The sequence below is a fragment of the Chitinivibrionia bacterium genome (genome assembly GCA_009779925.1).
In the GTDB taxonomy this organism is placed as follows: Bacteria; Fibrobacterota; Chitinivibrionia; order Chitinivibrionales; family Chitinivibrionaceae; genus WRFX01.
On the sequence record WRAZ01000020.1, the window covers coordinates 12997 to 37035 of the forward strand.

Here is a 24039-nt window from a genome sequence, read left to right on the forward strand (position 1 = left end):
ATTCAAGGCTCTTATTGCAAAAATTTAGTGCCAACAACAAGCGGAGCGTTTTCATCGCCAAGTCTTGCCTGAAACTCTACTCTTGCAATGTTGTTTCTTGCTATATTGCCTCTGAAATTCAATCTTCCCGCAACTGTGTGGCGCTGTTGAATTGCTCTTCTTTCAAAAGTAATGCTTGTTGCAGGAATTTCGGTTCCGTCCGCAAGAACAATCTTAAACATTCCCGCTTGAGGTATTATGTTGGCAAATGACGCATTGTGAAGTTCGACTGCTAAAACAGTTTCGCCTCTGACGGTGCTTACCGACTGAACAGCCATTATAACGCCGTCGGAATTTATCTGTCTGAAAAGCGCGGTGTCGGGATAATCGGTTATCGCCGCTTCAAAAGCAGTCAAAAACTGTACCAATTCGCGACGGGTTTCACCGAGTATTCTTCTTGCTTCTTCGTTTTCGGGAGCAAAATGCTGAACCACTCTTGCATAATATTCGGCACGAATAAAGTCAAGCGGCTGTCTTGAACGTTGCGCTTCGGCAATAAAATTTTGAGCGGTCAAAATTTGTATTTGCGCAAACTCGTTCTTCATATCGGCTATAACCACATCGACAAATCTCGAGTTTGCCGCGACTGTTCTTGCCGCTTCCAACTCGGTTATGGCGCGAGTTATTACGCCGTCTTGGTCATAATGATGGCGCGCAATCGACACCAGAAATCTCGCATAAGCGTCTCGGACTTCATTGCTAACACCGTCCATTTTAAGGGCGGTTTCTATATCGTCGCGAATGATTTTAACTGCAGGAGCGTGCGGAGATTGCGTCTCGTTAAAAATGAATTCCGCTCTAACAATCGCCGACATAAGATAATTGTTCAAGAGTTTCGGAGTAATTCTGCCTTTTTCATTCGCGGCATAAAACGCTTCTCTGAACCTTACGTATGCTTCTCTCTGTCTGACAAGACGAGTAGTCGAATTTTCGGGCGCACGCATAGCTTCTCTCCAAGCCGCTTCACCTCTCGCTTCGGGACCACTCGCACAACCAAATAAAACCATCGTAATTGCAATCATCAAAGCAACTAAAACAAATTTTTTCATACAAAAACCACCTTTCACCTTTCGGCAAGAATTATTTTTCTAAAAATTAACAAGGATAAAATATGTTTTCGGACGACACAGAAGCAATAGCAAAATCGATTGTTGTAAAATTGATAAACAACGGCTTTGAAGCATACTTTGCGGGCGGTTTTGTGCGCGATATGCTTTTGGACTTCCCCGCAGGCGCGTCTCCCGACATAGATATTGCTACTTCAGCACATCCGAAAGACATTATAAATCTGTTTGACAACACAAAAGAGGTCGGTGTTTCGTTCGGAGTTGTCTTGGTCATAAAACACGGACTTGCCTTTGATGTTGCGACTTTTAGAAGCGACGGGCAATATATCGACGGTCGCCGCCCCGAAGAAATCTCGTTCGCCACCTCCCGCGAAGACGCATTTCGCCGCGATTTTACCATAAACGGAATGTTTTACAATCCCGTATCAAAAACGATTATCGATTTTGTCGGCGGAAAGGTAGATTTGCAAAAAAGAATAATTCGCACGATAGGCGAACCGCTCGACAGATTTAATGAAGATTACCTGCGGCTTTTGCGAGCAATAAGATTTTCGGCGCGCTTCGGTTTTCAAATCGAAGAAAACACCTTTTCGGCAATAAAAACACTCGCCAGAAACATCTCAAAAATTTCCGCCGAAAGAATTTGTAAAGAACTGACGCTTTCCTTCTGCGCCGCACCCGCTAAAACCCTCCGAATACTCGACGAGACAGGACTTTTAGAGCATATTTTACCCGAAATCTGCAGAATGAAAGGGGTCGAACAGCCGCCCGAATATCACCCTGAAGGCGATTGTTTCGAGCATACAATGCTTGCAATGGAATACTTGGAAGACCTGATAAACCGATACATCGCCGATAAAAACACTCTCAGAGCCGACCAAACAGAAGTCCTGCAAGACCGCCACAAACGCAGTGTTCTGGTATGGAGTACTCTTCTTCACGACATCGGAAAACCCGACACTAAAACCATTGAAGACAGAATAAGATTTAACCGCCACGACGAAAAAAGCGCGGACATAACTTATGAAATCGCCCGACGTTTAAAAATGTCGTCCGCCGAAACAAAAGATATTGGCGCCTGCATTCGCAATCACATGAAATTTATGTTCGTGCAAAAAATGAAAAAAAGCAAGCTCAACACATTTTTGGCTCGCGAAACTATAGACATCGAAATAATTCTGCACGAAGCCGACTGTTTTTCAAGCCACGGAATGATGGACAACGCCGAATTTCTGCTGAAAAAAATCGAAGAAATCCCTCCCGAAGAGATAAAACCTCTCCCGCTTGTAAAAGGCGACGATTTATTGGCAATGGGCTTTACTCAAGGCAAAATTTTAGGAGATTTGCTCAAAGAAATCTACGAAAATCAAATGGACGGACTACTCGATACCAAAGAACAAGCGCTTGATTTTGCAAAAAATCGACTTTGATAATATAAAATCGACATTTATAAGTATGCAAAATATTATATTACCATCAAAATAATGAAATAATTAAGGAGCTTTGCCATATTATGGAAGAAAGAAAAATAAGAAGCGTAAGACATCTTGAAAAAAACTGCGATAATTGCGGGTCAAAATTCAATGTTATGGAAGAGTCGCACCCAACAACAGAAAAAGGTGAAATAAGATGCTCTAATTGCGGCTTCAAAATACACGAATGGAACGGCGGACGTATATGTTATTTAAGACAGCTTGCAGGACCGACAAAGCAAAATTACAAAATATTTGAATTCAAAAAAGAATGTGAAACCTGCGGAGCGACATACAGCATTTCCCAAAAGCATTCCACGTCAAGAGACGGCGGCAAGTTAGAATGCGAATTTTGCAACACAATTATTCACGAATGGAAAAGCGGCAACCAATGCGAAATGAAAAAACTGAGCAAGCCGACAAAGGACTACAAAACACCTAAAGACGAAGACACTGAAGATGTTTTCGGCGAACTCAATGCTTATTGATTGTCCGCAAAATTCTACTAAGCGATAAAAAAAAGGATGAACATTTCGTTCATCCTTTTTTCTTTTTTTTCTTTGTAAAAATTATCCCCTATTCTTCCGTGCTTCTTCCAGCGATACTTTTTCGCTTTGTCTGCCTTCGCGTTCGGTTCTTAATCTTTCGTAATTCGCGTTTATTTCGTCGAGATATTTGTTTTTCTCCGCGCCCAGAAGTTTTTTCGCAACCCCCGGGATAAGCGAGGCGTCGCCTACTTGGATTACGCCGAACTCATATTCGGGCGCGATTTTTACAGCCGTGTGAATAGTTGACGTTGTCGCTCCGCCCAAGACAAGCGGGATTTTCATACCGCGCTCGTTCATTTTTTTCGCGATAGTCGTCATTTCTTCGAGAGACGGGGTTATCAAGCCCGAAAGCCCTATCATATCTACTTTTTCGGATTGCGCTCTGTCTAAAATATCCTCGCAGGACACCATAACGCCCATATCTATGACCTCGTAATTGTTGCATTGCAAAACTATCGCGACAATATTTTTTCCGATGTCGTGAACGTCGCCTTTTACTGTTGCCAAGAGAATTCTTCCGCTTGACGAGGCGGCGCCTTTTTTCTCCGCTTCGATTTGGGGCTGCAAAACGCCGACGGCTTTTTTCATTACCCGCGCGCTCTTTACAACCTGCGGCAAAAACATTTTTCCGCTACCAAAAAGTTCGCCGACTTTATTCATTCCGTCCATCAGCGGACCTTCGATAATTGATACCGCGCTCTCAAACTCCTTTTGAATTTCGACGATGTCTTCTTCGATAAAATCCGTAATTCCGCTTACAAGCGAATGCGCGAGACGTTCTGCAACAGGCAAATTTCGCCATTGCGCGGTTTTTGTTTCTTTTACGTTGTCGTTCTTTAAAGTTTGCGCAAAATCCAGCAAATTCTGCGCCGCGTCATCGTTTTTGTCGAAAAGCAAATCTTCAATTTTTTCTCTGAGTTCGACGTCGATTTCGTCGTAGCTTGGGATAACGCCCGCGTTCACTATTCCCATATCCATTCCCGCTTTTACGGCGTAATAGAGGAAAACCGAGTGAATTGCCTCGCGCAGTTGATTGTTTCCGCGAAAAGAAAAAGATACGTTGCTTACGCCGCCAGAAATATGCGCTTTCGGCATTCTTTTGCGGATTTCCGCCGTCGCTTCAATAAAATCAATCGCGTATTTTCGGTGTTCGTCAAGCCCTGTTCCAACGGCAAAGATGTTCGGGTCAAAAATTATGTCTTCTTCGTTAAAGCCGATGTTTTTAAGAATGTTGTAAGAACGCTCGCAGATTTCTATTTTGCGCGCCTTTGTGTCCGCCTGACCTTTTTCGTCAAACGCCATAACTACAACCGCGGCGCCCATACGCATTATTTTTTTTGCGTGTTCGACAAATTTTTCTTCGCCTTCTTTAAGCGAAATTGAGTTGACGACCGTTTTTCCGCCGCTACATTTAAGCCCCGCCTCAATGACTTCCCATTTGGAACTGTCTATCATTACGGGAACGCTGTTTACTGCGGGGTCGCTTGCGAAATAATTCAGCACGGTTTTCATTTCTTCTTCGGCGTCGAGCATTGCGTCGTCAAGGTTTACGTCGATTATTTGCGCGCCGTTTTCGACTTGTTCGCGGGCGATTTTCAGCGCTTCTTCGTAGTTTTTCTCGCGAATTAAACGGGCGAATTTTGCGCTTCCCGCAACGTTTGTTCTTTCACCGATGTTTGTAAAAAGCAAATCTTTGCGCATTTCAAAAAGTTCGAGACCTGATAATAGCATATTTTGACAATCTGCATTTTGGGCGAAAGATGTTTCGCCCCTACGCGTATCGCCGTCTGTTTGTAGGGGCGAAACATCTTTCGCCCTAACATTTCTCGGTTTGTATTTCTTCACACAATCCGCCACCGCTTTTATGTGCGCGGGGGTTGTTCCGCAACAGCCGCCGACAAAATTCACAAGTCCTTTTTTAGCCCAATTTTCGATAGTTTTCACCATTTCTTCGGGAGTTTCAACGTAGTTTCCGAGTTCGTCGGGAAGCCCTGCGTTTGGGTGGCACGAAATACCGCAGTTTGCGATTTTCGCCAATTCTTCTACATACGGCTCAAGCAAATCCGCGCCCAAAGAGCAATTAAGCCCGATAGAAATAGGATTTGCGTGCATAACGCTTGCATAAAACGCCGCAACGGTTTGCCCTGTCAAAAGTCTGCCCGAAGCGTCCGAAATCGTCGCCGAAATCATAATCGGAACATCGACGTTATGCTTTCTGTTGTATTCTTGCACGGCGTAAATTCCCGCTTTTGTATTGAGCGCGTCAAATTGAGTTTCGAGAATAATGCAGTCAACGCCGCCTTTAATAAGGTTTTCGACGGCGACATAAAATGTGTCCGCCAATTCGTCAAAACTAACGGCGCGAGCGGCGGGATTTTCGGCGTCGGGCGACATCGAAGCGGTTTTGCTTGTCGGTCCCACGCAACCCGAAACAAAGCGTGGAATTCCCGTCGCTTTTTCGATGTCGTCCGCGGCTTTTCGCGCGATTTTTGCCGCTTCGTAATTTAGAAGCGCGACTTTGTCCTCTAAGCCGTAATCCGCCTGAGAAACAGAGTTTGCGTTAAAAGAACAGGTATCGACAATATCCGCTCCCGCTTCAAAATATCTTTTGTGCAATTCGTAAATTATATCGGGGCGGGTAATCGGTAAAACGTCGTTGTTGCCTTTGAGCGGTACTTTGCAATCCGCAAAAATTCCCTTGCTGTAATCGCTTTCGCTAAGATTGTACTTTTGAATTTCCGTTCCTGTCGCTCCGTCGAGGACGAGGATTTTTTCTTTCATTTTTTGACGTAATAAATCAAATCTATTCATTTTTTCTCCTTTTTTATTTCTTGTCGGTTTTATTACTTACCCTCTGCGTGAAGCGCAAGGATAGCCTCAAATACTTCGGAAATATCGAGAAACAAATCGACCAAAATCGGGTCGAAATGCGTTCCACTGCCTTCCTTAATTATTTTTACCGCTTCTTCGTGCGGAAACGCCTTTTTGTATGGTCGTTCAACAACAAGCGCGTCATAGACGTCCACAATCGCCATCAATCTGCCGAGCAAGGGAATATTTTCGCCTTTAAGCCCTCTGGGATAGCCGCTTCCGTCCCATTTTTCGTGGTGGTAGCCCGCAAAAATCCTCGCATATTCCAAACAAATCTGTCCGTTGGCGTCTTTTTGAATTTTTTCAAGGAATTTTTCACCTTCCAAGGCGTGAGTTTTAATCTGTTCAAATTCTTCCTCAGTCAGTTTGCCCGGTTTCAGTAAAACACAGTCCCTAACAGCGATTTTTCCGATGTCGTGCAATTGTGAAGACCTGAGCAACGTGGCTATATCCCCTTCCCACTTCGACGTTTCTTCGGAATAGATACCGCGCTCCTGCATTTCTAAAAACAGAATGCTTAAATAACGCTGTGTACGCTCAATATGTCCGCCTGTCACATCGTCGCGCAATTCAACCAATTCCGCCATTGCCTTAAGCAGTGAGTTGTGCACATCCACGGTAGCATCATTCTTTTCAGGCATATATCCCCCCTTTAAGTTGCGCTCTCATTTTCCCTTGTACCTAAGCGCAAGCATTGTAATGTCGTCCGCTTGTTCCGCGCCGTCTGCAAATTTATTTACATCGCTTTTAACAACCCCAATCAATTTTTTAAGCGGCAAATTAGTATTTTTATTTAAGAGCGAAATCAAACGCGCCTCGCCGAAAAACGCGCCTTCCGTGTTTTCCGCTTCCGTTACGCCGTCGGTATATAAAAACAATTCGTCGCCCGCCTGCATTACAACTTCTTCCTGAATATACGACGTATTCTGCATTCCCGCAAGCACAAAGCCGCCCTTTTTTCTGAGGTAGTCGTATTTGCCGTCGCTGAACAAAATCGGCGGATTATGTCCCGCGTTCACAAATGTTAATTTTCCGTCGGATATGTCAAGATAGCCCATAAACGCCGTAACAAACATACTCGCCTCGTTGTTTTCGCAGAGCAGATTATTCACAAATTCAAATACCTCTTTCGGTGATTTGCCTGCCTGCGCGTTGTTTTTTATGAGTATTCTGGCGACCATCATAAACAGCGCCGACGGAATGCCCTTGCCCGATACGTCCGCAATAATCACCGCAAGCGTTTTCGGAGAAACCCAGAAGAAATCATAAAAATCTCCGCTGACTTCTTTTGCAGGCAACATATCGGCGTAAATATCGAAATCCGTGCGATTTGGAAAAGGAGTAGAAACACGCGGCAACACGCTTGTTTGGATTTGCGTTGCAATGCTTAATTCCGCGCCCAGCCGCTCTTTTTCCGCCTGTTCTCTTGCGTTTTGTTCTATTGACGCTTTCAGTTCGACCGTCATTTTATTGAAAGTCGCCGCAAACATTCCCAATTCGTCTTTGGAAGCGATTTCTACTTTTTTATCCAGATTTCCGCTACCCAATTCCGCAACTTCCGAAACCAAATACTTAATCGGTTTATTCACCAAAATCGAAATTAACCAATACACGCAAAGCAGCATTAAAATCACCAATATCACCGTTATTATTATAAATATTGTCGTTCGCGCTTCCACTTCGGCAAAAATTTCTTTTGCGGGAACCAGTATCGACAAAAGCCAACCGTTGTCCATAACGCGGTTGAAGGTCATAAATTTTGTCCCGTCCAATTCAAAGTAATCGGCGTTTATATCCCAAGAAAGGTCGCTTAACGCTTCTCCCGTGCCGTCCTTTGTAAGAGTGTTGGATATAATCAAATCTTTTTCGGGGGCGGACAATATTGCAAAACTTCCTTTGGAGGGCTTTATTTCCGTCAATTTTTCAATTATTTCGCTGATTTTCCAGTCAACCGTCGATAAAGCGATAAGATTGCCGTCTTCGTCAAACACGCCAGCGCCCGCCGTAGTCATAAGGGAATACGTTCCCGAATCGTCAATATACGGACGAGTCCAAACGACCTTGTTCGGTCTGTCCAAAAGGCGCGAAATTTCGATATACCAACCCGATTTCAAATAATCATATTGAGTTTCAACGTAAGCAAAATCTTCCATTTTAACATCGCCGTTCTCTGCGATAAACGCATAAACGCCCGCCTGTCTTATTCTCGGATTAAAACGATACGGCGCAAAATAAAAGCCTACTCCCGCGGCAACATCGGTATTTCTCATAATCTGATACGTTAATTCCTCGCCAAGTTCCCTTGACTGATTCTTCAACGTTGTTCGCGCGACCGACGCCGAAAACATCGCCGCCTGTCCAATCTGAGCGATTACTTTGTTTACCGTCTCAGTTTCCAGTTCGATTTCCTTTCTGACGTTTTCTAAACGTATGCGCTTATAATCGGATATGGAAAAAAACGAATAAAAAGCGAACGCCGAAGACGAAACAAAGAAAAAACCGAAAACAATCAAAAGAATTTTAGTCCTTACGGATATAAATCCTTTTTCCTTAGAATATGCACTTTTTTTTAAATTTACAGACATTGCAACCTCCTACGCCTTAAATTATGTTCAAAATATCGGAAAATCCCGTCATATCAAATATTTCCTTGATTTCCGCGCTAACGTTAACGAGCGTCATTTCAACGCCTTTCGCCTTGGCGGTTTTTTCACCCAAAAGCAATATCCTGAGTCCCGCGGAAGATAATACTTTAATTTTTTTAAAGTCCAATTCCACGCGTCTCAAATCGCCGCCCTCCGAAATTTTATCAAAAGACGGAAGCAAAACGTTCCAAAGCGACGGCGAAGTATTGGCGTCCAACCTGCCTTCCATAGCAAAAACTATTTTCTCGCCGACTACTGTCGTGTTGATAATGATACTCATTAAATTGCTCCTTTAAAAGGAATTCCATAATTTTCCCCGTATAAAATACTATATTGCACAAACAAAAAGGGCAACCCGAAAGTCGCCCTTGTAAATTTTGTGCAAAGCACAAAAAAATCAATATCTGTAATGCTCAGGTTTGTAAGGACCGCTCTTGCTTATTCCCAAATATTTCGCTTGTTTGTCGGTTAGCGTGGTGAGTTTCACGCCGATTTTTGCCAAATGCAAGCGCGCTACTTCTTCGTCGAGTTCTTTGCTCAAACGATATACGCCCGGTTTGTATGTGTCTTTGTTTTTCCACAGGTCAAGCTGAGCGAGCGTTTGGTTTGTGAAAGAGTTCGACATAACAAACGACGGGTGTCCTGTTGCGCAACCCAAATTTACCAAGCGACCTTCGGCAAGCAAATAAATTTCGTGTCCGTCGGGGAAAACGTATTTATCAACCTGCGGCTTAATGTTTACTTTTTTAATTCCGTTGAATTGCTCCAATTTAACGACCTCAATCTCGTTGTCGAAGTGTCCGATGTTGCAGACAATCGCTTGGTCTTTCATTTTTGCCATGTGCTCAACGGTGATAATATCGCAGTTTCCTGTGGTTGTCACGTAAATGTCCGCCATACCGAGAGTGTCTTCAACAGTTGCCACTTGGAAACCTTCCATCGACGCTTGCAATGCGCAAATCGGGTCGATTTCGGTGATAATTACGCGCGCACCCAAGCCCAAAAGCGACTTTGCACTGCCTTTACCAACGTCGCCGTAGCCGCAAACAACCGCTACTTTTCCTGCAATCATAACGTCGGTGGCTCTTTTTATGCCGTCCACCAAGCTTTCGCGGCAACCGTAAAGGTTATCGAATTTCGATTTTGTGACCGAATCGTTTACGTTTATCGCAGGAACAAGCAATTTGCCTTTGTCAAACATTTCGTATAATCTGTGAACGCCCGTCGTGGTCTCTTCGCTGACGCCTTTAAGTTCGGCAACAACGTTATGCCAATGGTTCGGATTTTTCGCAAAAACTTCTTTAAGAAGCGCTTTAATTATGCTTTCTTCGTGGCTGTCAGACGGACTGTCCACCCAAGAACGGTCGCCGTTTTCGAGTTCGTAGCCTTTGTGAATGAGCAAAGTTGCGTCGCCGCCGTCGTCAACTATCATTTGCGGACCTTTGCCGTTGGGGAACGAAAGCGCTTTAAATGTGCAATCCCAGTATTCTTCCAAAGTTTCGCCTTTCCACGCAAATACGGGTGTTCCCGTTTTAGCTATTGCGGCGGCGGCGTGGTCTTGGGTTGAGAAAATATTACAAGAACACCAACGAACGTCCGCGCCAAGTTTTTTCAGCGTTTCAATAAGCACTGCCGTTTGGATGGTCATGTGCAAACTTCCCATAATTCTAACGCCTTTAAGCGGCTGTTCTTTGCCGTATTTTTCGCGAGCCGCCATCAATCCCGGCATTTCGTGCTCTGCTACGTCAAGTTCTTTTCTGCCCCAATCCGCAAGTCCCATATCGGCAACTTTGTAAGGCTCTTCATTCCACAAATCAAACATAAAATCTCCTTTTATTTTGTTAAAAACCAATTTTTTCCCAATTTTTATTTTGCTCCCTTAAACCGTAGCACAAGAATTGTAATATCATCCGATTGCTCTGCTCCGTCGGCAAATTTTTTTATTTCATTCTTCGTTTTTTCAACCAAATCTTTAAGCGGCAAACCCGAACTGTCATTTAATATTTTAAGCAAACGCTCATCGCCGAAAGGTTCGTTTTTCGCATTTAACGCTTCCGTTACGCCATCGGTGTATAAAAACAATTCGTCATCCGAATGTAAAATAACTTCGTTCTGCGCGTATGACGTATCTTGCATTCCTGCAAACACAAAACCGCTTCTTTTTATTCCCAGATAATCGTATTTGCCCTTACTGCGCAAAAGTGGCGGATTATGCCCCGCGTTCACAAATGTTAATTTTCCGTTCGACGTATCGAGATAGCCCATAAAGACGGTAGCAAACATACCCGCATCGTTAGTTTCGCAGAGTAAATTATTGACAAATTCAAATACTTCTTTAGGCTGTTTGCCTGCTTGGGCATTGTTTCTTATGAGTATTCGGGCAATCATCATAAACAGCACCGACGGAATACCCTTTCCGAATACGTCCGCAATAACCACGCCGAGCGTATCGGAATTAACCCAGAAGAAATCATAGAAATCTCCGCTAACTTCTTTTGCAGGCAACATATTCGCATAAATATCGAAGCCCGTACAGTTTTGGAATGGTGTGGAAACACGAGGCAACACGCTTTTTTGTATTTGCATTGCAATGTCTAATTCTGTGGAAATTCGCTCTTTTTCCGCTTGCTCTTTTGCGTTTTGTTTAATAGACGCATCAAGTTCAACTGCCATTTTATTGAAAGCCGCGGCAAGCATTCCGATTTCGTCTTTTGAAGTGATTTTTATCCGTTTGTCCAGATTTCCGCCGCCAAGTTCATTAACGTCCGAAATTAAACGGGCAATCGGCTTATTTACCAATACTGCGATTAACCAATACACACAAAACAACATTATGAGCGCAACAAATATCTTTATCATAGCAAGCATTTTTATGTGTGTTTCTATTTCGGCGAAAATTTCTTTTGCGGGAACGTGTATGGACAAAAGCCATCCGTTATCCATAAAACGGCTGAAAGTTATATATGACTTACCATTCAATTCAAAGGTTTCGGCGTTTATGTCCAAAGGAAGTACGCTCAGTTCGTCTCCTTCGCAGTTCATAGTAAGAGTATTCGATATAATAAAATCTTTTTCGGGGTCGGACAATACCGCAAAACTTCCTTCCGAAGGTTTTATTGCTATTAATTTTTCAATAACTTCGCTTATTCTCCAATCGACCGTCGATAAAGCAACCAAAGTTCCGTATTCATCGAACACGCCCGCACCCGCGGTAACCATAAGCGCAAATGTACCCGAATCATCAATATAAGGACGAGTCCAGACAACCTCGTTGGGTCTTTGCAGGAGACGTGCGATTTCTATATACCATCCCGAGTTAAAATAATTATAATTATTTTCAACAAGAGTAAAATCTTCCATTTCGATTTCACCCGACTCTCCTATAAACGCATAAACGCCAGCCTGTCGCACATAAGAGTCAAAACGAGACGGCTCAAACCAAAATCCGACTCCGATGGCTACCTCTGTGTTTTTCATAATCTGATATGCAATTCTTTCGCCCAAAGACCTCGACTTGCATTCGAGAGCCATCTTCGCCCCCGAAGCGGCAAACAATGCCGACTGCCCTATTTTGGCTATTACTTTGTTTACCGCTTCCGTTTCAAACTCGACTTCTTTTCTCACGTTTTCGAGACGCAAGTTTTTGTAGTCGGATATTGCCGAATGTGAATACCAAGCAAATGCTAAAACCAAAACAAAGAAAAATCCCAAAACAATAGAAATAATTTTAAATCTTACGGATATAAAACCTTTTTCTCTCGGAATAGCATTTTTTGTTGATTTTTTGTCTATAATAATACTCATAATTAGCCGCCCCTAATAACTTAAATTTTTGAATATACTTTTAATTTTCCGCCGATAATATAATATTTGGGCGACGCTCGCTTCCCCTTTTTTTTCAATTTTCGCGAAAAAAGCGCAATTTTGACAATAGACGCCTCCCTTATTGTCCGGTAAAATTAGTATTTTATGTAAAATAATCGATAAAAAAGGTAATAAATGATAAAAAAATGCATAATCTCGACAATAATCGCCTCTTTGCTTTTTTGTAAAATCGCCTTTGCAATATCGGTGAGCGAGATTACTCCTGTTCACGTATCCTCCGAAATGCTCGAAAACATTATCGCAGAAATAGCCGTTTCTATTGAGCCGTACGCAAGTTCTTGGACTTCGGATTGGCAACACGCCGTTTCAAAGCAAGAAGTCGAAGAGCGAATAATGTCAAAACTCGACGAACTGAACTCTCGCGTCTGGGCAGACGACTTGTGGACAATTTACTTTTTAGAGGCGCTTCTTTGGCACTATTATTATCAATTAGAAAACGAAGAGGGATTTTTCGCCGCCGACTCCATCGTCCGAATTTTAAAGCAAGATTTTCCGCAAAGATACCAGTCCTTTTGGCTCAGCGGAGTAAATAAAATTAAAGCGGGAAGAGTTGGAGACGGCTTCAGGATTTTAGATTCTCTTTACGTAAACGCCCCCGTATCTTCCTCGTTTTTAGAGCAATATTCAAAGCTATCGCGCCTTTGCTTTATCCCCCGAAATTTTGGACGAACTTATAATCAAAGCGACATATCGAGAGGCTACTTTCACTTTTCACAAAAAGAAAGAAGTCCCATATCTTCATCTTGGGAAAGCAGAGAACAAGACGGAAGGGTAAGCTTTATATTTACGGAAGAATACCGATTTGCCGAATTTTTATCTTTAGCGCCGCCAAGATTATTCCCCGACAAAGAGCCAAATCTCAACATAGAAATACACGAAATTTTTTTGCAAAAAATCCGAAATCCGTTGCTTTGGGACCCCGCAAGAGCTGCGCTTCACCCTGCAAGATACCAAATTATTATCGACCGAAACAAGCAACATCTTTCTCTTTTTGAATACCTTTTTGAGATAGTTTACGGCAGGTTCGACTATGCCTCCGAAATAAGACCGCCTTTTCACAGAGACGGAATTTCGGTACGAGGCGGAAAGTTTAATGTAATCAGAGGCGTATCGGGGCAATCGGTGGTTTACACGCTTTTTGACAGCGAAACATTCGGAAATACAGAGCAGTTTTTCACCACTCCAAACACGCTTAAAGGCGCAGAACCCATAAAAAGCCGCATACTCATAACTTTAGAAACCACTCAGAGAATGGAACCCAAAGCGCTCAACCTTTATATTGATATAATAAACGGAAATTTCAGATGATTATTATTTTCGCCTGCTGTCCTTTTTGAGTTGCTCTACAACCGACTCAAATTTAATCTGATTTCCATCGCTCAGACCGTGCAAAACTTTGTGCATTTCGAGCATTATTTCCGAAATCTCCTGTTTGGTCGCTTCTTCTTTCGGAAGGTTTTTATAATCGTCATTCTCATACCAATCGTAAGCGCATTTACCTCCGCCGCAAAAATGCACGTCATAAAGCGTATTTATATCAACATCGTTGATAGCATTGTAAATCTTTGAAGGCTCTTTGTAGAAAATCACCGGTTTTTTTGCGCCTTTTTGTGTCTGAATTCTGGCAATTTGCCCTAAAATGCCTACATTTGTACTGTCTATGTAGTCGCAATCTTGCGTATCTATGATAATGTCTGATATTTTTTCATCTGTAAGTTTGGTATTTACAAACTCAATAAACCCCTTTGCACTTGAATCGTATCTGAGATCGCCGACAAGTTTAATTCGGCAAATCCCATTATCATCAATGTTTACCAGAACACCGCTGTCTTTTAGGTTGCTCATAATAATCTGTCCCTCCGTTTTGAGTTAATTTTACTCTTTTGCATCCTCGTGTAGAGAAATATAATACAACATTTGGCAAAATTCACATTTAATTTCTAAATCTTCGTTTTTCTCCAACATTTCCGCTCTTGTTTTGTCATCCAAAACACTCAGGGCGTTCATTGCGGCGTCCCTGCTGCAAGTGCATTCAAAAAGCAAATCATTGACTTCTAAAATCTTATATTTTACACCCGAAAATATTTTATCTGTTATGTCTTGCGGCGATTTTTTTTCGAGAAGCATAGAATTTATTGAAAAATTTTGCGCCGCCTCGGCAACTTGTTCGAGTTCTAATTGCTCTTTTGCGCCGTTTCCTCCGTCTTGCGGTATCTGTTGTATCAAATATCCGCCCGAAACCTCGACCGCGCTGTTGTCGGCATTAGGAATAGTCGAAATCGCCAATGCTGTCGGGATTTGCTCCGATTGCGTAAAATAATAAGCAATATCCGCCGCAATGTTGCCCGTTTCGCAGTTTATAGTTCCCGAATATGGCTCTTTTAGCCCCAAATCCTTGCTCACCGTAAGTAAAGACGCCACTCCTATCGCCTCGTTTATCTGCGTTATCACATCTTTATCCGCCACAAATTCGGTTTTCGGATTAGCTGTATATCCTCGAATTTTTCCGTTTGCCGTCGCTTCCGCCACTGCCTTTCCGATAACTCCGTTTCCCCGAAACAAAAGCGAAAGCCGCTCATCTTCTCCTTTGAGCGTCGCCGCACAAAGCCCTGCCGCAGTAAGCACGTTTCCGAGAATTATCCCCGAAAGCGCGGCAGGCTCCTGAATTTTATAAGCGCTGTTTACGGTATCGGTGGTAATTGCAACATAAGCCCTAATAGTCCCCGACTCCGAAATCGCCTTTATCAATTTATCAGCCATTATTTTTCCTAATAATTAAAATTCAATAAAATTTTGCGCGAACAAAATAATTTATGCCACAATAAAAAAGGCAAAAAAAAGAACAAGCGCAACAACAACGCCTGTTCTTAAAAAAAATAAGGGACAAGCACAAAATAACAACAGAAAGTGCCTGCCCCTGATGAAGATGGTGCAAAATAACAAAAAAAGCACCTTCCCCAATGAAGCGAATATAAAAACATGGAATATACCCGCTCCGATAAAGAACAGGCGGCAACAACTCCGCCTGCTCTCTTTGAAAAATAACAAAACATATAACAACAATAACCTATTAACGAAGAAGCGACAATACTCCTTGAGTAGAAGCGTTCGCCTGAGCCAACATCGACGTTGCAGATTGTGTAAGAATCTGATTTGTGGTGAATTTCGATGCTTGAAGCGCAAAGTCCACGTCTCTGATTTGACTTTCCGCCGCCTGCTGGTTGACAATCGACGTCGTAAGGTTGTTAACTGTGCTTTCCAAACGATTTACCAAAGCACCGATTTCCGCACGCGATTTACTCAAATTTTCTATTGCAGTGTCCAACTCACCAATCGTTTCAACGGCTTCATCTTGTGTAGCAACTCCGGCTAAGTCATCAACCCCTAATCCTTCTGCTGTTACATCACCATAATCCACTTTAATTTGGTTGTCAGCACTATCGTTTGCGCCAACTTGCAAATCATTACCGTTAAAGAAGGTATCTCCACCATCGCCGTCGCAGAAAAGAGTTATACCGTTAAATTCGGTATTATCGATAATTCTCTCAATCTCTTCCGTCAACGCATCAAATTCTAACTGCGAATAACCACGTTCGGTATCGCTGTAAGTCGTGTTTGCCGCCTGAACTGCAAGCTCTCTCATTCTCTGCAAAATATTATGGATTTCGTTCATTGCGCCTTCTGCAATGTTAAGTGCGCTTATACCGTCAAGCGCATTTCTTTTTGCCTGCTGTTGTCCTCTGACTTGAGTACGCAAGCCTTCCGAAATCGCTAAGCCTGCCGCGTCGTCGCTTGCTCTGTTAATTCTGAGACCGGTTGACAACTTCTCAAGGTCTTTACCTACCGCTCTGTTGTTCATAAATAATGCACCCTGTGTATGCATTGATGAAATGTTGTTGTTAATACGCATAAAAGCCTCCTTGCTTTACCGCCTTAGCGGTTGTTAATTTAATTTTCAGTAGCACATCCTTGGCTACATTCAATTCATCGGACTTACTTACTTACTTAGAACTTTAGTGTTTTGTTTTAAAAAGACTAAAGTTCTAAGTAAGTAAGTAAGTATTTTTGTAATTTTGTTGTTTTTGTTCCCGCTTGAGTGTAGAAGTTCAACGATTTTGCAATGTTATTGCTTTATGACGATTTTTTATTGAGGCATAACGTATATTTATTATAGTATAAGGAAAAAAGGAGAAATTATGCAAACTAAAAAGGTTTTTTACAAACTTGCAATTTTTACTGTTTCGGTAATTGTGCTTATGTTTTTCTTAGTCGATAAAAAAAACATCGAAAACGAAGATTTTTCAGCTTACGAATACTTGATAACCTACCACAACTCACGCAACGCCTTGGATTGGTGGGGCGAATATGCGGGAGTTCTCCCCTGCGCCGACTGCGAAGGTATAGATACTCGAATTACGCTTAACAGAGACGAAACGTTTTTTCTGTTTTGGCAATATCTTTCAAAAAGCGACAGCGTTTTCAATTATTCGGGAACTTTTGTATGGAACGAAAGCGGCTCGGCTATAATCTTGGGCGCAGACAATTTCCCACAGCATTTTCAGGTCGGCGAAGGCAGATTGTTTTTACTCGATAAAGACGGAAAGAGAATAAAAGGCGCGCTCGAAGACAAATACATTTTAACAAAGATTGATTGAGAAAGAAAAAAATATGGTACAAATATTAAAAAAAGAACAACTGTCCCCGACAATTTTCAGGCTTCGACTTAAAGCGGAAAAAATAGCTAAAAAATGCAAGGCGGGGCAATTCATTATAATACGCATTTCGGCGGACGGCGAAAGAATACCGCTGACCATAGCCGACTCAAACGCGCAAGAGGGCTGGATTGAGATTATAGTTCAGGCGGTCGGCAAATCCACAAAAAAGCTTATGGAATTTACCGAAAACGACAAAATTAACGACTTGGCGGGACCTCTGGGAAACCCAACGCACGTCGAAAACTTCGGCAGAGTGTTGTGCGTGGCGGGCGGTTTGGGCGCGGCGCCGCTCTTCCCCATAGCAAAAGCAATGAAAAATGCGGGCAATGAAGTTGTCGTCATAATCGGCGCCCGAAACAGCGACCTGCTCATACTCGAAAACGATTACCGCGAATTTTGCGACGAAGTCTTTATTGCAACCGACGACGGCTCAGCAGGAATAAAAGGCTTTGGCGCGGACATAATACAAAAATTGCTCGACGACGGACAAAAATTCGACTGCTCGGTAGTTGTAGGTCCTCCGATAATGATGAAAATCACCTCGAAACTGACAATAGCAAACGGAATAAAAACCTATGTTTCCTTAAACCCCATAATGATTGACGGAACAGGAATGTGCGGCGGTTGTCGGGTATCGATAGACGGACATACAAAATTCGCCTGCGTGGACGGTCCCGAATTCGACGCAAGTTTAGTGAATTGGGACGAACTGCTGAACCGTTTGGGCAGTTATGCAAAAGTCGTAGAAAAAAGCGAAGCGCACGCCTGCCTCTTAGAAAAAAAAGTCGTCCCCATAAAAAAAACAGGCGGACGAATTGAAATGCGATGCCGAGACGCCAACGAAAGACGACGAGATTGGAACGAGGTAAACTTAGGATTTTCGGAAGAAGAAGCAATAAAAGAAGCGCAAAGGTGCATTGAGTGCAAAAATCCGCGCTGCGTTGAAGGCTGTCCCGTATCTATAAATATTCCCGATTTTATCCGCTTGGTAAAACGCGGAGAATTTGCCGAAGCGCTTGCGGTAATAAAAAAAACGAACGCCCTGCCCGCGGTTTGCGGTCGCGTTTGCCCGCAAGAAACGCAATGCGAAGTCCTCTGCGTTTTAGGCAAAAAAGGCGAGCCCGTAGCAATCGGCGCACTGGAGCGATTTGTAGCCGACTGGAACAGCGAAAACAAAACGCCTAATTTGCCCGTTTATCCCAAAACGAGCGTTAGAGTCGCGGTAATCGGCTCAGGTCCCGCAGGACTTTCGACAGCCGGCTACTTGGCAAAACACGGCGTGGAAGTCGTCGTTTTTGAGGCGCTTCACGAAGTCGGGGGCGTTCTTATTTACGGCATTCCCGAATTTCGCTTGCCCAATGCGGTCGTTAAAGCGGAAATCGACGAACTAAAACAAATCGGCGTAAAATTCGAGACAAATTTTGTGGTCGGAAAAACGGCAACCATCGACGACTTATTAGAAAAAGACGGATTTTCGGCGGCATTTATAGGCTCGGGCGCAGGATTGCCTAAATTCCCGAAAATAAAAGGCATAAATGCAAACGGCGTTTACTCGGCAAACGAGTATTTGACCCGCGTAAACCTTATGCACGCGTGGAAAGCGGACAGCAACACTCCCATTATAAGAGGCAAAAAAGCGGCGGTTTTGGGCGGCGGAAACGTCGCGATGGACGCAGTTCGCGTAGCCTTGCGGCTCGGCGCGGACGAAGCGCATATTATATATAGAAGAAGTTTCGACGAAATGCCCGCCCGTTTAGAAGAAATCCACCACGCCCAGGAAGAAGGCGTAATTTTCGATATTTTATGCGACCCCAAAGAAATAATTGTCGGCGACGACGGTTTTGTAAGCGGCGTTAAGTGCATAAAATGTGAATTGGGCGAACCCGACGAAAGCGGAAGACGGCGTTCCGTCGAAATCCCCGACAGCGAATTCATAATAGAATGCGACGTATTTATCGCGGCAATAGGCACATCGCCCAACCCGATTATAGCCAAAACCACCGAAAACCTTGACACAGGCAAACACGGTACAATAAACGCGGCGGAAGGCGGCGGTCGAACATCAAGACCAAAAATTTACGCAGGCGGCGATATTGTAACAGGCGCCGCCACCGTAATAATGGCAATGGGCGCAGGAATAGACGCCGCAAAAGCAATTTTGTCAGATTTGGGATTGGAATAACGAAATAATAACGTCATTATAATGTAGAGACGCAATGCTTGCGTCTCAAAACGCCGGCGATTTTGAAACAGGAGACGTTTTAATTATATACCTAACGTTTTATGCGGGTCAACCCCATCCACGAAAATTGCGCGATTGGGAGAAGCAGGGCAATAAAATTCGCAAGCGCCGCAACCGATACAACGGGTTTTGTCTATCTCAGGTTTTATTCGCGAACTGTCTTCGCTTTGAGGCACCATAGTTATTGCGTTGCTCGGACATCTGTGCGCGCAACGAGCGCAACGTCCGCCTTCGATAGAGTTTATGCAGAATTCCTTTATAAAAACGGCAACCCCTATCTGCGTTTTGGCTTTTTGGGCTTGGGTCAGCGGTTTTATCGCGCCTGTCGGGCAAACTCGCGAACATCTTACGCATTCCGGACGGCAAAATCCGCGCTCAAACGACAAATGCGGTTGCATAAATTTCGATATTTCGCTCGACGGAACAAGAACATTATTCGGACAAAGCGAAACGCACCGCTGACAAGCCGTACAGCGACGACGGAAATTCCGAATATTTTGCGCGCCGGGCGGAATTATCGGATTATCTCTTACGGGCGCTTTTTTATTTTCAGCAAGCCCGCCGTCAAATTGAAGATTTTCACTTCCAAACGCGCGGGTTAAAAATCCGAGAGCAAAAATTGACGTCAGCGAAGTAATAAAAACACGGCGCGAATTGTCTGTCGGCGCGTTGTCTTCTTCGTTTATCGGAGCTTCTTTGGGGGGCGATTTTTTTACGAAACTCGGAAATTCTATCGAAAATCCCGTTGCTTTTTTAGGGCATTTTACAGCGCAATTTCCGCAAGAAATACAGCGCAGATAATCGACTTCTTTATTTAAGACGTCTATGCAACCCGTTTTGCAAACTCCCACGCACAAGCCGCAACCGTTGCATTTTTCTTTGGCGAGCGGCTTCAAAAAAGCAAATTTTGAAATAAGCGCCAAAAACGCGCCGACGGGACAAATGGTGTTGCAAAAACCGCGACCGCTTTTTATCGCAAAAATTATAATCGTCAAAAAAGAAATTATTGCGACGGCAAGAACCGGCATACGCGGAGACGAAATTTGCGAAACGCCACGCCCAAAAATACTGTACGGCTCTAAGTTTACCACAATTACAGGAATGCCGAAAATCAAAGAAGCGACAAATATTGCAAGTATCGAAAAGCGCAAAAACACAAACATATCCTGCGACGGACGATACGAAAATCTATCTTTTTTGAAAATGCCTGTAATTCGCGAAACAATATCCTGAAACACGCCCAGCGGACAAATGGTAGAACAATAAACGCGCCCCAAAAGCAGGGTCATTATTAAAATTACGAGCAAGAAAAAAACGTTCAGCGATAAAATAGCGGGCACTAACTGAATTTGAGAAGTCCAAGCCAAATATCTGTGTTGAATTCCCAAAAAATCCAAAAACAACAATGACACGGACGACAGAAAAAATATCGCCGCGGCAATCCGAATTATCTTAAATACGCTCGAATTCATCAAATCTTATACATCCATCCGTGCTTATCCTCGATGTCTCCGTATTGGATGCCTTGCAGTTGATTGTATAACTTAAGAAGCGTTTCGCCTACAACGCCCGTCTCGCCGAATTTATACACCTTTTCACCGTAAGTAATCGAGGCAATAGGCGTAATTACCGCCGCGGTTCCGACCGAGCCGACTTCTGCAAAATCCGCCAATTCTTCAACCGCGATTTTTCTTTGCTCGACCGTTATTCCCAAATCTTTTGCCAAAGTCATAAGCGATTTGTTGGTAATACTGCGAAGCACCGAACGCGAATCGGGCGTTATATACTTTTTGTCTTTGGTAATGCCGATAAAATTAGATGTGCCGAATTCGTCAATGTATTTGTGTTCTTTTGAGTCGAGATAAAGCGAAATCGGGTACTGCCTTTTTTTGCCTTCTTCGCCGCTGTAAAGAGCCGCCGCGTAATTTCCAGCCGCTTTTATGTGTCCTATGCCGCCGGGAGCCGCTCTGTCGTATTCGGTTTGTATGAGGCAGTCAATCGGCGTAATTCCGTTTTTGTAATAGGGACCAACGGGAACAACCATAATATAAAAATCGTATTCGTCGGCGGGTTGAACGCCAATTCGCGGTCCCGCCCCCACCAAAAGAGGACGAACATACAAACTCGCGCCCGTACCGTAAGGAGGCACCCAATCAAGATTTTCCTTAACAGCGATTTTCATAGCCTCCAAGAACAAAGGCGTAGAAACCTCTTCCATAAGCAATCTTACTGCAGTTTCTTGCATTCTTAAAGCATTTTCGTCGGGACGAAACGCCGCCACATCTCCGTTTTTCATTTCAAAAACTTTCAGCCCTTCAAAAGCCGCCTGTCCGTAGTGCATACAGGTAGCCGCTACGTGCATCGGAATTATCGGGTCTTTCAGCGTTTCGATTTCGCCCCATTTTCCGTTTTTGAATTTTATGCGAACAAGCGAATTTGTCTGCATATAAGAAAACCCCAAATTTTTCCAATCTATTTTTTGCTTAGGCATAATTTATAAACTCCTTACTTTTGTCGAATTTTAAAATAAAACCACAGTTTGTTATTTCGCTCAGAAAAATAATATTTGCCACAAATAAAAAACGAAAAAAAGACAAGGCGCGCCTTGTCTTTACTAAAAACAGGTGAAACCTAAGAATTATCGTCGTCTTCTTCCGGGTGCTTCCGGTGGCATTTCGCAGGCTATAAAAACGCCGCAATTGTTTCTGGCGCAAACCTTTCGACTGTCTTCGCAATAGCCCTTACTGTGCCCCATTGCAATTATCGGTCTTTCGTTGTGATAACCGCAAACAGAACACACAAGTGCTTCCCTACCGTCTTCTGTGCAAGTCGGAGAAACCAAGCGTATTCTTTCGCTGCTCCATCGATGCCTTAACATCGGAACTTCCACTGTTTTGGTGTGTTCTTCGTCGTTTAGGCAGATGTGATTTACCAGTCCGACATTTGTACAAGTGGCGGCTATTTCCACTTCTCCTTTGTTCCAAGTGTGAGCATTGGGATTTATTGGTGTTATTTCTATTTTTGTGTGCGTTTTGTCTAAACGACAGGTGTGGAGAGTTTCTCCTGTTTGAACGCAAGTTGCCGCCGTTTTTATTGTGCCTCTGTCCCAAAGATGGGCGTTTTCGTCTATCTCTGTTTCTCGAATATTTACTGCCGAACAAAGCGGACAAATGCTTTTTTCTTCACCCGTTGCAATGCAAGTGGCGGCTCGTATTGTTTCCCATTTTATCCATTCGCAAGGTGTTGGAATATAACGCAGAGCTCGCAAAAACGGATAACCTCTGTTTATGTGATTGTTGTCGGGCATTTCCCAAATGTCGGCAAAATCCCAATCTGTATAAGTGGTAATTTCTTTCATATTTTTTTCTTGACCTCTGTGATGGCTGTTTCTGATTACGGCGATATTGTTGCCGACCAACCAACTGAAAGATGTGCTTGCGCTAACTTTTCCGACAGCGTAAGAATAGATAATTGCGCTTGCAACATTGCTGTTAGACCCCACCAAACCGCCGACTTGATTGCTTCCGCTTACGTTTCCCAAGGCATAAGATTCAATAATAGTATTACCGTTATTGCCGACAAGCCCGCCGACAAAATTTCGTCCTTGCACGTTTCCCGACGAATATGACCTTTCGATAAACCCGCCGTTTGTTCCCGATAAGCCGCCTACATTGTCGCCGTCGCCGCTTAAATTTCCGACCGCATAACTGTTTATTATTCTTGCTCCGTCTATGTTTCTGCCTACCAATCCGCCAAAACCGTTTCTGTTTTGACTTGTGATGATATCGATTTTTGCCCCGCTGTTAAAAATTGTGCCGACATAATCGCCGTAAATGTCGTTTCTTCCGACCAAACCGCCAACGTCGCCGTCGCCTTTTATTTGTCCGACAGCAAAAACATTCTCAATCTTTCCGCCGCGATTATGCCCCGCCAAAGCGCCGACTTGCGTATTTGCCACAATATTAACATTGGCAATACGAAGATTTTTGACCGTTCCGCCGCCGCCGATTACTCCAAACAAGCCCTGAATATTGCTCGAATTATTGATGTTAATTCCACTGATAATAAAATCGCCGCCGTCAAAAGTCCCTCTAAACGAGTTGCCGACGGAATTACCGATAGGCGTCCAATTTCCGCTTCCGAGGTCAATATTGTCGGTCAATGTAATCATTCGCCCGCTGAAATTGTTTCCTCCGTTCACCTGACTTGCCAATGCTCTCAATTCCGCCGCAGTAGTTATTGAAATTTCGTCCGCAGTCCAATCAACCTGTCCCCACACCACGCTTGCGGCAACCATCGCCGCCAAAGCCGCCATTTTTTTGGAACCCATAAAAACACTCCTTGTATTAAGTTAAGATAGCCATTACCTGCAAATTCATACGGAGTGTTTCAGAAAATAAAAAAGGCGCACTCCATTTCTCCCGAATTTATTTCCGAGCCACGAGGTTATAGCCAAAACCTATTTTACCGAAAATAAACGAGAAAGGAGTATGCCTAACCGTTAGACATACATTTTCTCATTTTCTCGTAAAATTGAATACTGGCTATATTCGTG

Annotated in this window: 18 protein-coding genes; 5 read left to right on the forward strand and 13 right to left on the reverse strand. The window is 43.5% G+C overall.

The features are described 5' to 3' along the window. Positions 1-11: 11 nt before the first annotated feature. Positions 12-1088 carry a hypothetical protein gene (locus FWE23_06955; protein ID MCL2845170.1) on the reverse strand — a complete coding sequence of 359 codons (1077 nt, stop codon included), beginning with the start codon at positions 1086-1088 and terminating at the stop codon, positions 12-14. A gap of 62 nt (positions 1089-1150) precedes the next feature. Between FWE23_06955 and FWE23_06960 the strand changes: the two genes are divergently transcribed. Continuing rightward, complete coding sequence (locus FWE23_06960) at positions 1151-2536, forward strand: CCA tRNA nucleotidyltransferase (GenBank protein MCL2845171.1); 1386 nt, start codon at positions 1151-1153, stop codon at positions 2534-2536. 83 nt (positions 2537-2619) lie between these two features. After that, positions 2620-3066 (forward strand): hypothetical protein, encoded by a 447-nt coding sequence (locus FWE23_06965; protein ID MCL2845172.1) that lies wholly within the window; start codon positions 2620-2622, stop codon positions 3064-3066. Positions 3067-3147: 81 nt separating this feature from the next. On the opposite strand, the gene metH is transcribed toward FWE23_06965, so the two are convergent. From metH to FWE23_06995, 6 genes are all read right to left on the reverse strand, one after another. Next, entirely contained in the window at positions 3148-5937 is a 2790-nt protein-coding gene (gene metH, locus FWE23_06970) for a methionine synthase (protein MCL2845173.1), read from the reverse strand. Between the two features lie 32 nt (positions 5938-5969). Beyond that, positions 5970-6638 (reverse strand): HD domain-containing protein, encoded by a 669-nt coding sequence (locus tag FWE23_06975; GenBank protein ID MCL2845174.1) that lies wholly within the window; start codon positions 6636-6638, stop codon positions 5970-5972. 24 nt (positions 6639-6662) lie between these two features. Beyond that, the gene (locus tag FWE23_06980; GenBank protein MCL2845175.1) at positions 6663-8582 is read right to left on the reverse strand and encodes a SpoIIE family protein phosphatase; all 1920 of its coding nucleotides are present in this window, start codon (positions 8580-8582) and stop codon (positions 6663-6665) included. Positions 8583-8598: 16 nt separating this feature from the next. Then, entirely contained in the window at positions 8599-8922 is a 324-nt protein-coding gene (locus tag FWE23_06985; GenBank protein MCL2845176.1) for an STAS domain-containing protein, read from the reverse strand. A 117-nt stretch (positions 8923-9039) separates the two neighbouring features. Continuing rightward, positions 9040-10464: an adenosylhomocysteinase gene (gene ahcY / locus FWE23_06990; protein MCL2845177.1), complete on the reverse strand. Its 1425-nt coding sequence runs from the start codon at positions 10462-10464 to the stop codon at positions 9040-9042. A gap of 44 nt (positions 10465-10508) precedes the next feature. Further along, positions 10509-12446: a SpoIIE family protein phosphatase gene (locus tag FWE23_06995; GenBank protein ID MCL2845178.1), complete on the reverse strand. Its 1938-nt coding sequence runs from the start codon at positions 12444-12446 to the stop codon at positions 10509-10511. 195 nt (positions 12447-12641) lie between these two features. Between FWE23_06995 and FWE23_07000 the strand changes: the two genes are divergently transcribed. Next, the gene (locus tag FWE23_07000) at positions 12642-13835 is read left to right on the forward strand and encodes a hypothetical protein (protein ID MCL2845179.1); all 1194 of its coding nucleotides are present in this window, start codon (positions 12642-12644) and stop codon (positions 13833-13835) included. Positions 13836-13838: 3 nt separating this feature from the next. Here the strand turns inward: FWE23_07000 and FWE23_07005 are convergent, their stop codons facing one another. The 3 genes from FWE23_07005 to FWE23_07015 all read right to left on the reverse strand — a co-directional run bounded on the left by FWE23_07005 (position 13839) and on the right by FWE23_07015 (position 16437). Then, a complete protein-coding gene (locus FWE23_07005; protein ID MCL2845180.1) occupies positions 13839-14372 on the reverse strand; it encodes a hypothetical protein in 534 nt (177 codons plus the stop codon). Between the two features lie 30 nt (positions 14373-14402). Next, entirely contained in the window at positions 14403-15287 is an 885-nt protein-coding gene (locus FWE23_07010) for an Hsp33 family molecular chaperone HslO (GenBank protein ID MCL2845181.1), read from the reverse strand. A 310-nt stretch (positions 15288-15597) separates the two neighbouring features. After that, complete coding sequence (locus tag FWE23_07015) at positions 15598-16437, reverse strand: flagellin (protein ID MCL2845182.1); 840 nt, start codon at positions 16435-16437, stop codon at positions 15598-15600. A 286-nt stretch (positions 16438-16723) separates the two neighbouring features. Here FWE23_07015 and FWE23_07020 point away from each other — a divergent pair, with 286 nt between their 5' ends. Both FWE23_07020 and gltA read left to right on the forward strand, forming a co-directional pair. Continuing rightward, a complete protein-coding gene (locus FWE23_07020; GenBank protein ID MCL2845183.1) occupies positions 16724-17182 on the forward strand; it encodes a copper resistance protein NlpE in 459 nt (152 codons plus the stop codon). Positions 17183-17195: 13 nt separating this feature from the next. Next, positions 17196-19424 carry an NADPH-dependent glutamate synthase gene (gene gltA / locus FWE23_07025; GenBank protein ID MCL2845184.1) on the forward strand — a complete coding sequence of 743 codons (2229 nt, stop codon included), beginning with the start codon at positions 17196-17198 and terminating at the stop codon, positions 19422-19424. 83 nt (positions 19425-19507) lie between these two features. Here gltA and FWE23_07030 read toward each other — a convergent pair whose 3' ends face one another. From FWE23_07030 to FWE23_07040, 3 genes are all read right to left on the reverse strand, one after another. Next, positions 19508-20956 (reverse strand): 4Fe-4S binding protein, encoded by a 1449-nt coding sequence (locus FWE23_07030; GenBank protein ID MCL2845185.1) that lies wholly within the window; start codon positions 20954-20956, stop codon positions 19508-19510. Then, on the reverse strand, positions 20956-21975 hold the full coding sequence (locus tag FWE23_07035) for a branched-chain amino acid aminotransferase (protein MCL2845186.1): 1020 nt from the start codon (positions 21973-21975) through the stop codon (positions 20956-20958). Before FWE23_07035 ends, FWE23_07030 begins: the two co-directional genes overlap by 1 nt. Before the next feature lie 147 nt (positions 21976-22122). Next, positions 22123-23814, reverse strand: a complete 1692-nt coding sequence (locus FWE23_07040; protein MCL2845187.1) for a hypothetical protein — start codon at positions 23812-23814, stop codon at positions 22123-22125. Positions 23815-24039: the final 225 nt, after the last annotated feature.